Origin of the sequence: Crocosphaera chwakensis CCY0110 (assembly GCF_000169335.1) — a bacterium.
GTDB classification, from domain to species: Bacteria; Cyanobacteriota; Cyanobacteriia; order Cyanobacteriales; family Microcystaceae; genus Crocosphaera; species Crocosphaera chwakensis.
On record NZ_AAXW01000093.1, the window covers coordinates 1 to 12,880 of the forward strand.

The window sequence follows — 12,880 nt, forward strand, 5'->3', positions numbered from 1 at the left end:
AAAGCGAAGTCTGACAGGGGTTCGAGTCCCCTCTCCGTCACCACTTGGCGAAGTAGTTTAAACGGATAGAACATTACATCCTTGTTTATCCCTTGCCTTATGGGCCGAAAAATGAGGGTTATCGACTGCTAATCGAAAGGTGTGGGTTCGACTCCCACCTTCGCCGTGTCTTTTTTTGCCACAACTGGCCGAGGAAATAACTATGAACTATCAATTTTTTACCGGTAAACATAAAGGAACGCCCCAAACACAGCCTATTCCTGGTCGAGAAGCCGAAATGATCCAAGGGCGATCGGGGGGTTGGATGTTTGATGCAGGGTTGTGGAAACTATTACGGCGTTGTCTCCTTATCGGAACGGCAAAAAGCACCTATTATGCTCAAAAACACGAACTAACGGACGACTTTATTAAAGTTGTTAAACGAGGAGTGGCTACTAATCCCGATCTAGTTGCCTCTGAAATACTCTACGCTAGTGATGGACGTTCTATTAATAATAGTGCGCCGTTATTGGGGTTAGTTTTACTGTCTATGGGGAAGACTGCTGAAGCAAAACAGGCATTTCGGGCTATTTTCCCTGAAGTTGTTCGCACCGGTAGCCATTTTTATGAATGGTTAAGTTACACCAAATCTTTACGAGGGTTTGGCAAGATTATCCAAGAGGTGGGGACTCAATGGTTATCACGGGAAGATGTCAAAGGGTTGGCCTATCAACTATTAAAGTACCAACAACGGTACAGTTTTTCTAACCGAGATGCGTTGCGCTTGTTCCATGTTAAACCCCCTACTGAGGAGCATCAACAGTTATTTAACTGGGTGGTAAAAGGATGGGAGGATCTTCCCGATGACATCCCCTCAGAAGCTTTAACGCAAATATGGTGGTACGAATGGTTAAAACATCATCCCGATCAAACCCATCAGGCGATCGCCAAAGGTCGTTTAACCCATGAAATGGTTGCCCCTGTAGGAAAAATGGACAAAAAAGCTTGGCAACTGCTGTTTAACGAGATGCCCATCGGTGCCATGTTGCGTAACCTGGGATCGTTGACGGAGTTAGGGGTATTACGGGCTGATGCAACGGAAAACCTAGATCGGGTTGAAACTGTTCTTAACGATGCGAACCGTCTTAAAAAAGGACGTATTCATCCAATTGATGTCCTCAAAGCTCTGAAAACCTACCAGTCTGGGGGAAAAATTGGTCGTAGTAAGAAAAACTGGACTCCTGTTCCTCGTATTGGGGAAATTTTAGATAAAGCGGTAGAATTGTCCTTTGAGACCGCTAAACCGACAAATAAGGTGTTTCTTCACGCGGTCGATATTTCGGGATCAATGTCTTGGGGAGTTGTCGACTCGGTGGGGTTAAGTTGTTGTGAGATTGCAACAGCGATGGCGTTAGTGACAGCTAAGGCAGAGAAAAACTATATGATTCGCGGATTTTCTAGTAAATTTATTGATTTAGGAATCTCTCGGAAAGATAGTTTTCAGTCTGCGTTGAAAAAAGCCAGTACGCGAAACTTTGGGGGAACCGATGCGTCTGTAGCTTATAATTGGGCAATCCAAGAACGCTTTAAAGCTGATGTCATCTGTTTTTGGACTGATAGCGAAAGTTGGGCAGGATCCCATCATCCTTCTAAGGTTTTGGCTCGATATCGTCAAAAAGTCAACCCCAAAGTTAAGGCAGTTTATGTGACCCTAGCCCCTTATCGTATCACCTTGGTTGATCCCAAAGATCCCCTATCTTGGGACTTAGGTGGCTTTGATCCAGGAACCCCCCGTTTAATCCAAATGTTAGCAAAAGACGAACTTTAATGGTTATTGTAGGGGTTAGCAATGGTTAACTCCTACTTTTACTTTTTATGTTGTTTGTCCTTTTATCCATTCTCGAACTTGTTTTAAGGTAGCATTTTCTCCTATTATTAACCGTTGTTTTAACCATTGAGGAATTAAAGTGATATTTAATAAAGGAAAGGCTAAACTTTGCTTTATTTTTTCATAAGTTTTGGTATTTTTATTTAAACCATAAATTTGCAACGTATTACCATCATATCGCCAAATTTCTGGAATCTCTAATGCACTATAAATAGGAAATTTATTTAAAGAACCACTGGTGATATCAATTTCAATCACTAAATCTGGAGGGATATCTCCTTGATTTAAGTCAATAGTTTGTTTATTTCTGACTTCTACTTCATGCTTGATATATAGCACTACGCATTTTGGTTAGGACAGTTTTATAATAGAAAAGAATTAATTAATTGAGCAAGCGATCGCCAACCATCATGCCGTCACCTTATAGCTATGATTTACGTCAAAAAGCGATTGAAGCAGTGAAAAGAGGACATAAAAAAGTGAATGTCTGTCGTTTATTCAAAATTAGTCGCAATACTCTAGATTTATGGTTAAAAAGGGAAAAAGAAACAGGAGACTTCAGGGCGGTGCAGCCGCACTCGCTCCCGCGAGACCGCCAATAAACAAGGAAGACATAGTAAAATTAAAGATGAAGAAAAGTTTAAGCTTTTTGTTCAAGAAAATAAGAATAAAACTCAAAGAAAAATGGCTAAATTATGGGGGAATAATATCACTCAACAAAATATAAGTTATACCTGTCAAAAACTGGGAATAACCAGGAAAAAAGCGGTGCGACCCCGGTCGGGTTCCCCGACCTAGGGAACGCGCACCAAGACAAACTTACGGATATAAGGAAAGAAATGAAATAGAACGAGAAGATTTCAAAGAAAAACTATCACAAATTGATAATAGAAGAAGAGTTTATGTAGATGAAGCGGGATTTGATAATAGAGATGACTATGCTTATGGTTATAGTCCTAGAGGAGAAAGATGCTACGCTCTGAAATGTGGAAAGAAAAGCGCACCGCCCGCGCCGAGGTGTCCTCGGCGTATAGGACGGAGCAAGCAGAGAAAGAGCAAGTTGGATTAGTGCTTTAAAAGATGGTAAAATCTTTGCTCCTTTAACTTTTGAGGGTTGTTGTAATCGAGATTTATTTGAAGCTTGGTTATCTCAAAGTTTGATTCCTCAATTGAAACCAGGAGATATTATTATTATTGATAATGCTACTTTTCATAAAGGGGAAAGTATCAGAGAAATTGTTGAAGAAGCTGGATGTGAAATCTGGTACTTACCTGCTTATTCACCTGATTTAAACAAGATTGAAAACTGGTGGTCAGTGTTAAAAACTTGGATGAAACAAATGTTACCTGAATTTGAGACAGTTCGAGAATGTGTAGATGCTGCTTTCCAAAACTGTCCTAACGTTTTTGCGTAGTGCTATAGAAACAAGCATCGGGTTCAACTCCTTTTTGAATATCATTTCTTTTTAAGGTTAAAGATCCAAAACTTTTAATATTTATATCCCATTCTTCCGCCATTGTAAAAATGAGACGGCTAATAAACCAATTATTATTTTCATGTTCTCCTAAAGAACTCATGATTTGTAAATATTTTTCATGATAAGCAAGTTTTTTACTGGGAGTTTGACTTAATTCTTGACTCATACGATCAAAGATTTCCCAACTAATTAGTATACAAGATCATATAGGTTTCTGCTTGTGGTTTTGTAAGGGTCTTCATAGCCTATTTTAAAATAACTTATTCTAATTACGAGGACGAATTTGTAACCACATTATAACCCCAGTTATTCCTAACATTAACAAACCGAAACCATTTAAAAATGGATAAATTATTTCTAGGTTAATCCGTCCAAATTTTCCCCGATGTAATTCTAATAACCAGACAAAATTATTAGCATTTCCTGTTACTACTGCTACTTGAAATAGGCTTCCTGTGATAACAGTTAATAACAAAGGAAAGATCATCAAAGGGGCAAATTTATAATGCAGTTGACGTAAATAAGTTTTATTTATTCTGTTCATAATTATTCTTGTTTATATATACGATACTATCAAAAAAATAAGTTAGAATATTTTACTGTCTTTAATTGTCATTCCGAGGAAATGAGGAATTTCATTAAGCTTTTCATAAATAATGTTTAATTTTATAGTTTTTGTTTAATAATTTTTAGAACAACAGGACTAGCAACTAACAATAAAAAGATAATTTCTGATGTTTGAGGAATGAAATTCAATTGATTGGTTTCTTGCAAAGTAACATTAATAGTTTTATTTTCTAATTTTTGAGGTTGTTTAGTTTCAGAAGTTGGAGAAGATAGTATATTTTCTTCTTCTATTTTTGTATTTTGGGATTCAGGTTGAGAATGATCATGACCACTATGAGCTAAGATAGGCTTTATCGATGAAACTAATGTAATTAAACTGATAAATGTAATAGTAATTGTTGTTATTTTATGGGGTAATCGATTCATAAGTATTAAAGATTGTTGTTTTAACTATTGTATCATAGTAATTTTCTTTCAATTTCAATTCTAAGAGATTACAATTATAAATATTGTTCAATTTTCAAGCATTATGACTCTTCTGGTTGAATTATAATAAATTAATAACAAAAATACTAATTTAATAGAACTCTACCTCTAATATCAAAATAAGAAATTTTCTGGGTGGGCTTTCATCAATCCATATTTTTATTGTTTGGCAACTCTTGGGAAAATACTTATAAGATGATTGAATCTAATCTACCATCTTCGAGAAGGCTTAATCTCCTGTTATTTGACTCTCAAATATATTTCTTAATTTTTCTTTTCAGTTAAATCACTAACTTATACCTAAATATTTTAACAACAAGAATCCTTAGTATTACTATCAATTATAAGGTTAAAGGAAGAGAGTTTTGAAAATTTTGTTAGCGTATAATGTTAGCTAACTTTTTCCTTGTATTTCTGGCTAAGTTTTGGAATTTAACTTGTAAGGCAAAACTAGCTTGAAGTCTAACTTACAGCCTTAAGTTGTCACGAATGGTTGCCTCGGAGGAAACCTTGTTTAATCATAATTGATATTTGATAAAAAGAGTAAGAAAAAAACAAGATAAAGTCAGTTGATGTTTGATTATACAACAGAGACTATCCATAGACATAAATCTTGGCTGGTGATAGTGAAATCCTGAAAATGTTAGGATAAAATGCAATCTGACTCTGTTGACTGGCACAAAATCTGGGGTCTTACGTCAACTAGCTTGAAAGGAGGGAAACTGCACCATGACCACCCTATTGCGTAACTGTTGGTATGTTGCCTTACCTGGGAAAGACCTTAAACCAGGTAAAATGGTGCATAAAAAAATGCTCGGAGAACCAGTTCTAGTGGGACGACACGAAGACGGGGAAGTATTTGCTATGCGTGATATTTGTCCCCATCGAGGCATTCCCCTACAGTATGGATGGATAGAAGGAAAAGATGTTTGTTGCTGCTATCATGGTTGGAAATTTAGCAGCGAAGATGGTCGTTGTCGTGAAATTCCTTCTTTAACTGAATATGATGACTTAGATATTAGTCGTATTCGGGTTCCGACTTATCCCTGTCGAGAAGTACAAGGGAATATTTGGGTTTATTTTGCTGAAGATAGCAAAAAAGAACTTGATCCTTCTACTATACCACCGGTTCCTACTATCCCAGACTTTGGTAAAGTTTCCCCAGGTCTCTCTGAAATCATCCATTTCGCTTGTCATATTGATCATGCTATTATCGGACTGATGGACCCTGCACACGGCCCCTATGTTCATAGTTCCTGGTGGTGGCGTAGTGGACCTCGTAAGTTTCGGGTTAAAGAAAAGCAGTATGAACCCGTTCCTTTAGGTTTCCGTTTGGTTCCCTATGAAATGCCCGTTAGTGCGCGACCCTACAAAATTTTGGGCAATAAAGTTTCTATTGAGATTGTCTTTGAGTTGCCCAGTGTCAGAACAGAAATACTAAGAGGCGATCGCTATTCTGCTTGTTTATTAACTACCATTACTCCCATTGATGAAACGGAATGTATCGCTTTTCAGAGTATTTACTGGACAATTCCCTGGATGGGACTATTTAAACCTTTATTGAGTTTATTAACCCGTAAATTCTTAGCTCAGGATCGAGATGTGGTTATTCAACAACAAGAAGGGTTAGTTTATGATCCTCCTTTAATGTTAATTGATGATGCAGATACTCAAGCTAAATGGTATTTTCGTTTGAAACAAGAATATCAAAAAGCTCAAGCAGAAAACCGTCCTTTTAAAAATCCTGTAGAACCCAGAATTTTACGCTGGAGAAGTTAAGCGATCGATTTGAATAAAAGTACCGTTACTATAGATACGAAAACGGTATTTTTTCAAGATCAATGGAAGCAAAAAGAGGGCGAGTTTTGGTTAGCAAAATGAAGCGACGGTTTTATCGATTAAGTGCATTATTAATCTTCCTGTTGCTCATTTTTATTCAGTCACTCACTCTAGCTCAACCATCACAAAATTCCACCCCCAATACATTAATTCCCAAAGAAAAAACCCTAATAGTCGGACTTAGCCCTGTTCCTCCTTTTATTATCAAATCTAGTAATAATCAAGGAAATACTGACTGGGACGGGGTTGGGGTACAGCTTTGGCGAGAAATTGCCTATGAACTCGATCTTGACTATGAATGGCGAGAAGTTCAAGCTGAGCAGTCAATTAACCAGCTTAAGTCAGGAAAGCTTGATGTTGCTCTGATGACAGCTACTGCCCCTAGAGAAGAACAAGTCGATTTTACTCAAAGCTATTTCGCTACAACGTTAGGGGTTGCTACAAAGCAAAAACAGCGACTTTGGGAGATTGTTAAAGCAGTCATATCACCGCAATTTTTGAAAATTTGTTTTTGGGTAACTGTAATCTTGTTTGTGGTTGGCTTGCTGTGTTGGGTTTTTGAACATAAATCTAACGAAAAAATGTATAACAAGTCCCCGATAAAAGGCATTTGGGACGGTTTTTGGTGGGCTGGTGTAACGATGACGACGATTGGCTATGGTGACAAAGCACCTCACACCATTGGAGGGCGTATCTTGGCTTTACTGTGGATGCTTGTGGCTATGGGTTTGACAGCAAGTCTAACTGCTTCGCTTACCTCCCTTTTAGTGCTAGATCAAGGAATTCAACCCATTCAAGTGCAACAGTTAAAAACAATGCAAGTTGGTAGTATTGCCAACTCTACCGCCGCTAGGTATTTAACACTTGAACAAATTCAATTTCAAACTTTTTCTAATCCAGCAGATGGACTTAAAGCTGTTGACGAAGGTAAAATTGATGCTTTCGTTCACGATACAACCACTTTATGGACAATTAACAAAAATGACTTTAAGAAACTTATTCATGTTGAAGACACAGGTATTCAAGCTAGTCATTATACATTTGCTCTTCCTAGTAACTCACCCTTACGAGAGCCTTTAAATCGGCAACTTTTACAAGAATTAAGTGAACCTGACTGGCAAGCTATGCTTGAGCGTTATTTACCTAAATCTAGCCAGTAACATCACCTATTATGAATCTTTATCTTTGATCAACTCTAAAGAGTATCTGCATAATTGAACTGCATAAAAAATTGTTTTCATTTTCTCCTTATAAGGAAAATTAGAGAATTGAGTGAGATAAAAAAAGATACAAAACAGTGTTATAGATTTCTTGAAAATTGTTACAGTTTTGGACAAGAAATGAGAAGAATTATCCTTGTTGTTAGTAGCAGGGTTTGACATTGAATTTTATTTAACTCAGCTACTAACTAGAGGCATTTAATTCTATTTTTGGGACAATTAATGGAAGTCAGAAGTATTTTTAGGCATCAAAGATAATTGTTTCAATTTACTTCTAAATTTTTCTCCTTGCTCTTGATAATGACGGAGTTTGGTTTTGTTCATTGTTTCTTTTTGAGACAAGAGACAATAATCAATTTGTTCCAGCAATGCACTGAGAAGCAAGTCATGTTCTGCTGCTTCTAAAATGATTAATAAACGACCATATTCTCGATCAGAGATGTTGTCACGACTGACTAATTGATAGTAGTCTGACACAGTTTCTAAGCGTTCTAAGATTAATTTGTAGAGAAGGTATTTATTCATTGTTATAACATCGATTATTTTCTGATTGATTGGTATCTTCTGGGGTTTGGTCTCCTAAGTTTTTCCTTAGCTTATGGAGTAGATAGTTATAGCAAAAATTCATTAGTGTTGTTGAAATCATGATCGTTTCCTCCTTAATTAAAATAATGATTGATAGATAGATTGAAAAGTATCATTTTCTTTGATACGTTTGATGAGTCGTCGATAATGTTTACGAAAAGCATCATAAGAAAGAGAATAACTATGAGTTTCTACTAAGTTGTCATGAATCTTTTTCCATGTTTGATTTTCTACTAACTTCAAGACCAAAATTTCAGCATCAAGATCGCTTAATGACTCAAATATGAGATCAATAAGTTTTTTCATTTGGATTAGTGTATAAGCATCTGTTTCTGTTGAGTGTAATAAGGTTTCTCCAAGTTCATCGTTATACTCAATGGGTTCTTTTCCCCAAGATTTTCTACCAATATCTTTAACATCCCAAGTAACTGCTTTTTTTACCCATCCATAGGGATTATAGATAGGTCGTTTTGTAATTGTTTTCAGAGCTTTTTGATAGATTTTTGCGAGAATATCAGACTCTTCGATATCATTGACATTGTAATGTTTTATACAATTATCAATATGGTTCATGAGAGCGTAGAACTTTTGTTGTTCTAATGAAGATAATAAGTTAGTGTCTTTAAATAAGAAACTTAACTCGCTGTCAAGATGATTTCTACGGTTAGTATATTCTAGATACACTAAACTCATAAGAAGCGTCAAAGTTGGATAACGTTTGTCTAAAACAAAACTGAGTTTGCAGTAAACAGTTGATTGTGTGATTAAATTCAACTCTTCGTTTTTTTCGGTATTTACTTGATGGCCAATATTGTGGAATTTCATGCCTAATTTCTCCGTCATCTTTCTTGAGGCGATTTATTTCGGTTGATATTTTTGAAAATGTGAAGGTAATTATGTGCCTTGTGAACAAATAAAAGACACTAAATATGGATATAATTCGATGTGATATATCCCAAAATTCACTATTTATATGTTTAAGTTGAGTAACATACCTTCGATATTTTCGTTGTTTTTGAAACAGATGAAGTGAGAAAATAATAGTAATATATTCTTTCATTATTTTAATTAATATCTGTGTACATTTTTTGCTTTCTAACTCAAAGATTGACTTTATGGTAAAAAAGTTTATAGAAGTCAGTTCTCTTTCTAGTACAAGTGATTTCGATTCTGTTTTTTGTAGTTCTTCCATTAACTCTATTATTTGTATGGTTTTTCTACTAAAAATCAACCGATAACAAACATCTAATAGCGTGACATGATCATTCAAATAATCATTTAGAGTATTGGTACATTCTTGTTCTTCCTGATATTTTCTCAATTCTTCCCAAGATTTTCTCTGTTTTTCCCAAGATTTTATAAATTCTTCCATAGATTTTGTCAATTCTTCCATAGATTTTATCAATTCTTCCACAGATTGGCTAGATATTTCTGAAAATTCTATCGCTTCTTCGCATAATAGTAAAAGATCATCTAAAGTAAAAGAATTCCGCATTATAGTTCTCCATTGAATACGTTTTACAGTTGTCCATCTTCTAACTAAGAGGCAAACTCGCACCGAAATGGGACAAGATACACAAAAAATTTTTTTCACGAAGCTAAACACAGGGGTTTGAAGGGTTAAACATCATTCCCTAACCTAATCATAGATAGTTTTTCAATGTTGCGATCGCCTCCAATAATACAAACGTTCACCACCGAACTATAAGATACAGTCCGAGATGTAGCTAACTGTTACAGGTAATTATTTTGACTTCCTTAAGGGTTAGTCGTAAAAAATAATCTTGCTCCAGCAGTAGCAATAGCACCAGCTAAAAGAATAATTAAAGCCCAAACTTGATTTTTTTGAGTGCCTTCTACCTTTTCGAGTCGTTTGTCCATCCCCTCAACCTTTTCCGTTAGGGTTGCTATCTTCACCTCAATACCATTGAGCTTGTCTAATTTTGTATTGATATCCTTAATTTCTTGTTTAATCTCTTTTTGGTTATTGTCGATTTTATCTTCAATGCGCTTAAAGACTTCCTCTAACGAATAAGTAACAGTAACAGGTTCATTCATTGGTTAAAATTCTCTACAAGTCTTCAATATACATATCTGAGTTCATTATAAATGGGTTATTACTGTTGCGATCGCCTCAAATAATACAAACGTTCACCACCGAACTATAAAACACAGTCCCAGAAGTAGCTAACTCTTACAACAACGATCGCAGTAGACTAAAAACCCTAGTGCTATAGTTTCAACGTAAAACTTTATAACAGGTCATAACAGGTTGTACTAAATCATGAAAGGGTTTAATATAATTCAACCCCGACAACAGTATATTTACGATCAGGGTTCATGATACATTGGCATTAATAGTTCAATACATTCTCAGAATGCCTACCCTCACCGCAACCCCTTTAAACTTCCCTTTAACTGCCGTTGTTGGCCAAGAAGCCATCAAACTCGCCTTATTATTAGCAGCCGTAGACCCAGGTTTAGGAGGTGTGGTCATTGCAGGAAGACGAGGCACCGCAAAATCAGTGCTTGCTAGGGGAATACACGCCCTTTTGCCCCCAATTGAAAGAATAGAAGATAATCCCTTTAACTGCGATCGCAACAAACCCAGTGAATGGGACAACAACACCCAAGAACAATATTTAAACACTCCTTCTCAAGATATCCCCACAGAAATAGTTCCAGCCCCTTTTATTCAAGTTCCCATCGGAGTTACAGAAGATAGATTATTGGGATCAGTTGATGTAGAAGAGTCGGTTAAACAGGGAGAAGCCATTTTTCAACCAGGGTTATTGGCACAGGCACATAGAGGGGTGTTATATGTAGATGAAATTAATCTTTTAGATGATCAAATATCTAATCAACTGTTAAGCGTTTTAAGTGAGGGAAGGAACCAAATAGAACGAGAAGGAATCAGTTTTCAACATCCCTGTCAACCCATTCTTATCGCAACTTATAACCCCGAAGAAGGACCACTCAGACGGCATTTACTGGATCGAATTGCGATCGCCTTATCAGCAGATGGTGTATTAGCTCTGGATCAACGAGTTCAAGCTGTAAACCAAGCTCTAGACTATGCTACCTCTCCTCAGAGCTTTCTTGCTCAATATGACGACGAAATAGATGATATTAAAACACAAATTATCTTAGCCAGGGAATGGTTGAAAGAAGTTACTATTACCCCTGATCAGATTCAATATTTAGTTGAAGAGGCTATCAGAGGAGGGGTAGAAGGCCATCGTGCTGAACTTTTTGCCGTTCGTGTAGCCAAAGCATCAGCAGCCCTAGATGGACGAAATATCATTAATTCAGACGACCTCAGACGAGCAGTAGAACTGGTGATCGTTCCCCGTTCTACCATGATGCAACCGCCTCCAGAAGATGCCCCCCAACCCCCTCCTCCTCCCCCACCACAGCAACCTGAAGATGAGTCAAACCAAGACCAAGAGGAACAAGAAGAGGAAGAAGACAACAACGAAGAACCGGAACAAGAACCCCCCGGTATTCCTGAAGAGTTTGTCTTTGATATCGAAGGGGTAATATTAGATCCTAGTGTGTTGTATTTTGCACAGATGGCTCAAAACCAAGGAAAATCAGGCAGTCGCAGTATTATCTTTTCGGACGATCGCGGACGCTATGTTAAACCCATGTTACCCAAAGGCAAAGTGAGACGTATTGCTGTCGATGCTACGTTACGGGCAGCAGCACCTTATCAAAAATCCCGACGGTTAAAGCATCCTGGCCGCAATGTAATTGTTGAACAGGGGGATATCCGTTCTAAGCGTTTGGCACGGAAAGCAGGGGCATTAATCGTCTTTGTAGTGGACGCTTCGGGATCAATGGCCTTGAACCGAATGCAGTCTGCTAAAGGTGCTGTGATGCGTCTGTTGACAGAAGCGTATGAAAACAGGGATCAGGTGGCCTTAATACCCTTCAGAGGGGAACAAGCAGACGTATTGTTACCCCCCACCCGTTCCATTTCTTTAGCCCGTAAACGCCTGGAAACCTTGCCCTGTGGGGGCGGTTCACCTTTGGCACATGGGTTAACTCAGGCAGTTCATGTGGGGATGAATGCAAAGATGTCGGGAGATATTGGTCAAGTGGTGATCGTTGCTATTACCGATGGACGGGGGAATATTCCTTTAGCCAAGTCTTTAGGGGAACCCATACCCGAAGGGGAAAAGCCAGATATTAAACAAGAATTGTTAGATATTGCCAAAAAAATTCGGGGTTTAGGCATTAAATTATTGATGATAGATACCGAGAAAAAATTTGTTTCTACCGGGTTTGGTAAGGAGTTGGCCCAAACTGCGGGAGGGACTTATTATCAGTTACCCAGGGCAACAGATCAAGCGATCGCACAGATGGCCAGAGGAGCGATCGCTGATTTAAAGTAGGTTAAAGATGCTATGTAATTAGCGTCTTTACACTTTTCTGATTATTGATTTCCGTACTTAATAAAAATTAACAATTTATTTTTTTGCCGTAAGATATTACTAAAAAATAAAAAAGCAACTAAAATCCTCAACAATTTTTTAGAGTAAAAAAATTGTTTTATATTAATATAAAAAAGTAGGATAAAGAGCAAAATAACCATGTTAAAGATATTCAATTTCAAGATTTTGTCGAAGAAAGTGGATGAAGAAGAAGGCAATGTATATTTTTTGAATAGTAAACAAGTTATTAATAGAATAAATAATATAATGACATCAAATCGTAATTGGAGACAAGATAAATTACTGACTCCCTATGAAATTGCTAAACTTAAGCAAAGTGGTGTGGATATTCATGATCTCAAAGGAGGCAAAAATGCGTCTAAAAAGGACTTATATAAAGAT

14 protein-coding genes, 1 tRNA gene and 1 pseudogene are annotated in these 12,880 nt (G+C 37.0%); 7 read left to right on the forward strand and 9 right to left on the reverse strand.

The genetic code is table 11. The features are described 5' to 3' along the window. Nucleotides 1-46: 46 nt before the first annotated feature. Nucleotides 47-166, forward strand: a tRNA-Ser gene (locus tag CY0110_RS30240). Between the two features lie 36 nt (nt 167-202). Continuing rightward, nucleotides 203-1,807, forward strand: a complete 1,605-nt coding sequence (locus CY0110_RS26045; protein ID WP_008278639.1) for a TROVE domain-containing protein — start codon at nt 203-205, stop codon at nt 1,805-1,807. A 45-nt stretch (nt 1,808-1,852) separates the two neighbouring features. Here CY0110_RS26045 and CY0110_RS26050 read toward each other — a convergent pair whose 3' ends face one another. Then, on the reverse strand, nt 1,853-2,206 hold the full coding sequence (locus tag CY0110_RS26050; RefSeq protein WP_008278641.1) for a Uma2 family endonuclease: 354 nt from the start codon (nt 2,204-2,206) through the stop codon (nt 1,853-1,855). Nucleotides 2,207-2,277: 71 nt separating this feature from the next. Here CY0110_RS26050 and CY0110_RS29525 point away from each other — a divergent pair. Next, nucleotides 2,278-3,282, forward strand: a pseudogene (locus CY0110_RS29525) (IS630 family transposase). Here CY0110_RS29525 and CY0110_RS26065 read toward each other — a convergent pair. The 3 genes from CY0110_RS26065 to CY0110_RS26075 form a co-directional block, all read right to left on the reverse strand. Beyond that, a complete protein-coding gene (locus tag CY0110_RS26065; protein WP_008278642.1) occupies nt 3,266-3,511 on the reverse strand; it encodes a Uma2 family endonuclease in 246 nt (81 codons plus the stop codon). The pseudogene CY0110_RS29525 and the gene CY0110_RS26065 overlap by 17 nt on opposite strands. Before the next feature lie 99 nt (nt 3,512-3,610). Then, entirely contained in the window at nt 3,611-3,889 is a 279-nt protein-coding gene (locus CY0110_RS26070; RefSeq protein ID WP_008278643.1) for a hypothetical protein, read from the reverse strand. 122 nt (nt 3,890-4,011) lie between these two features. Then, entirely contained in the window at nt 4,012-4,338 is a 327-nt protein-coding gene (locus tag CY0110_RS26075; protein WP_008278644.1) for a hypothetical protein, read from the reverse strand. Nucleotides 4,339-5,127: 789 nt separating this feature from the next. Between CY0110_RS26075 and CY0110_RS26080 the strand changes: the two genes are divergently transcribed. Beyond that, nucleotides 5,128-6,177: a Rieske 2Fe-2S domain-containing protein gene (locus tag CY0110_RS26080; RefSeq protein ID WP_008278645.1), complete on the forward strand. Its 1,050-nt coding sequence runs from the start codon at nt 5,128-5,130 to the stop codon at nt 6,175-6,177. Nucleotides 6,178-6,239: 62 nt separating this feature from the next. Then, a complete protein-coding gene (locus CY0110_RS26085) occupies nt 6,240-7,397 on the forward strand; it encodes a transporter substrate-binding domain-containing protein (RefSeq protein ID WP_008278646.1) in 1,158 nt (385 codons plus the stop codon). Nucleotides 7,398-7,676: 279 nt separating this feature from the next. Here CY0110_RS26085 and CY0110_RS26090 read toward each other — a convergent pair whose 3' ends face one another. The 5 genes from CY0110_RS26090 to CY0110_RS26105 form a co-directional block, all read right to left on the reverse strand. After that, entirely contained in the window at nt 7,677-7,982 is a 306-nt protein-coding gene (locus CY0110_RS26090; RefSeq protein WP_008278647.1) for a hypothetical protein, read from the reverse strand. Then, a complete protein-coding gene (locus CY0110_RS31500; protein WP_269720046.1) occupies nt 7,975-8,103 on the reverse strand; it encodes a hypothetical protein in 129 nt (42 codons plus the stop codon). Before CY0110_RS31500 ends, CY0110_RS26090 begins: the two co-directional genes overlap by 8 nt. 17 nt (nt 8,104-8,120) lie before the next feature. Then, nucleotides 8,121-8,735, reverse strand: a complete 615-nt coding sequence (locus CY0110_RS26095; RefSeq protein ID WP_008278649.1) for a sigma-70 RNA polymerase sigma factor region 4 domain-containing protein — start codon at nt 8,733-8,735, stop codon at nt 8,121-8,123. Continuing rightward, entirely contained in the window at nt 8,707-9,537 is an 831-nt protein-coding gene (locus CY0110_RS28180) for a hypothetical protein (RefSeq protein ID WP_008278650.1), read from the reverse strand. Before CY0110_RS28180 ends, CY0110_RS26095 begins: the two co-directional genes overlap by 29 nt. A 263-nt stretch (nt 9,538-9,800) precedes the next feature. Beyond that, nucleotides 9,801-10,100, reverse strand: coding sequence for a hypothetical protein (locus tag CY0110_RS26105; protein WP_008278651.1), 300 nt, complete (start codon nt 10,098-10,100; stop codon nt 9,801-9,803). 320 nt (nt 10,101-10,420) lie between these two features. On the opposite strand from CY0110_RS26105, the gene bchD reads away from it, so the two are divergent. After that, nucleotides 10,421-12,439, forward strand: coding sequence for a magnesium chelatase ATPase subunit D (gene bchD / locus CY0110_RS26110; protein ID WP_008278652.1), 2,019 nt, complete (start codon nt 10,421-10,423; stop codon nt 12,437-12,439). A 306-nt stretch (nt 12,440-12,745) separates the two neighbouring features. Then, on the forward strand, nt 12,746-12,880 hold a 135-nt coding region (locus CY0110_RS29035), incomplete at its 3' end, for a polymorphic toxin type 33 domain-containing protein (protein ID WP_232285819.1).

What these genes read in the sequence shown, in the direction of transcription:
- bchD (WP_008278652.1), top strand. Translation starts at nt 10,421, where the DNA reads ATGCCTACCCTCACCGCAACCCCTTTAAACTTCCCTTTAACTGCCGTT.
- CY0110_RS26070 (WP_008278643.1), bottom strand. Translation starts at nt 3,889, where the DNA reads ATGAACAGAATAAATAAAACTTATTTACGTCAACTGCATTATAAATTT.
- CY0110_RS26075 (WP_008278644.1), bottom strand. Translation starts at nt 4,338, where the DNA reads ATGAATCGATTACCCCATAAAATAACAACAATTACTATTACATTTATC.
- CY0110_RS28180 (WP_008278650.1), bottom strand. Translation starts at nt 9,537, where the DNA reads ATGCGGAATTCTTTTACTTTAGATGATCTTTTACTATTATGCGAAGAA.
- CY0110_RS26090 (WP_008278647.1), bottom strand. Translation starts at nt 7,982, where the DNA reads ATGAATAAATACCTTCTCTACAAATTAATCTTAGAACGCTTAGAAACT.
- CY0110_RS31500 (WP_269720046.1), bottom strand. Translation starts at nt 8,103, where the DNA reads ATGATTTCAACAACACTAATGAATTTTTGCTATAACTATCTACTCCAT.
- CY0110_RS26095 (WP_008278649.1), bottom strand. Translation starts at nt 8,735, where the DNA reads ATGAGTTTAGTGTATCTAGAATATACTAACCGTAGAAATCATCTTGAC.
- CY0110_RS26065 (WP_008278642.1), bottom strand. Translation starts at nt 3,511, where the DNA reads ATGAGTCAAGAATTAAGTCAAACTCCCAGTAAAAAACTTGCTTATCAT.
- CY0110_RS26085 (WP_008278646.1), top strand. Translation starts at nt 6,240, where the DNA reads ATGGAAGCAAAAAGAGGGCGAGTTTTGGTTAGCAAAATGAAGCGACGG.
- CY0110_RS26105 (WP_008278651.1), bottom strand. Translation starts at nt 10,100, where the DNA reads ATGAATGAACCTGTTACTGTTACTTATTCGTTAGAGGAAGTCTTTAAG.
- CY0110_RS26045 (WP_008278639.1), top strand. Translation starts at nt 203, where the DNA reads ATGAACTATCAATTTTTTACCGGTAAACATAAAGGAACGCCCCAAACA.
- CY0110_RS26080 (WP_008278645.1), top strand. Translation starts at nt 5,128, where the DNA reads ATGACCACCCTATTGCGTAACTGTTGGTATGTTGCCTTACCTGGGAAA.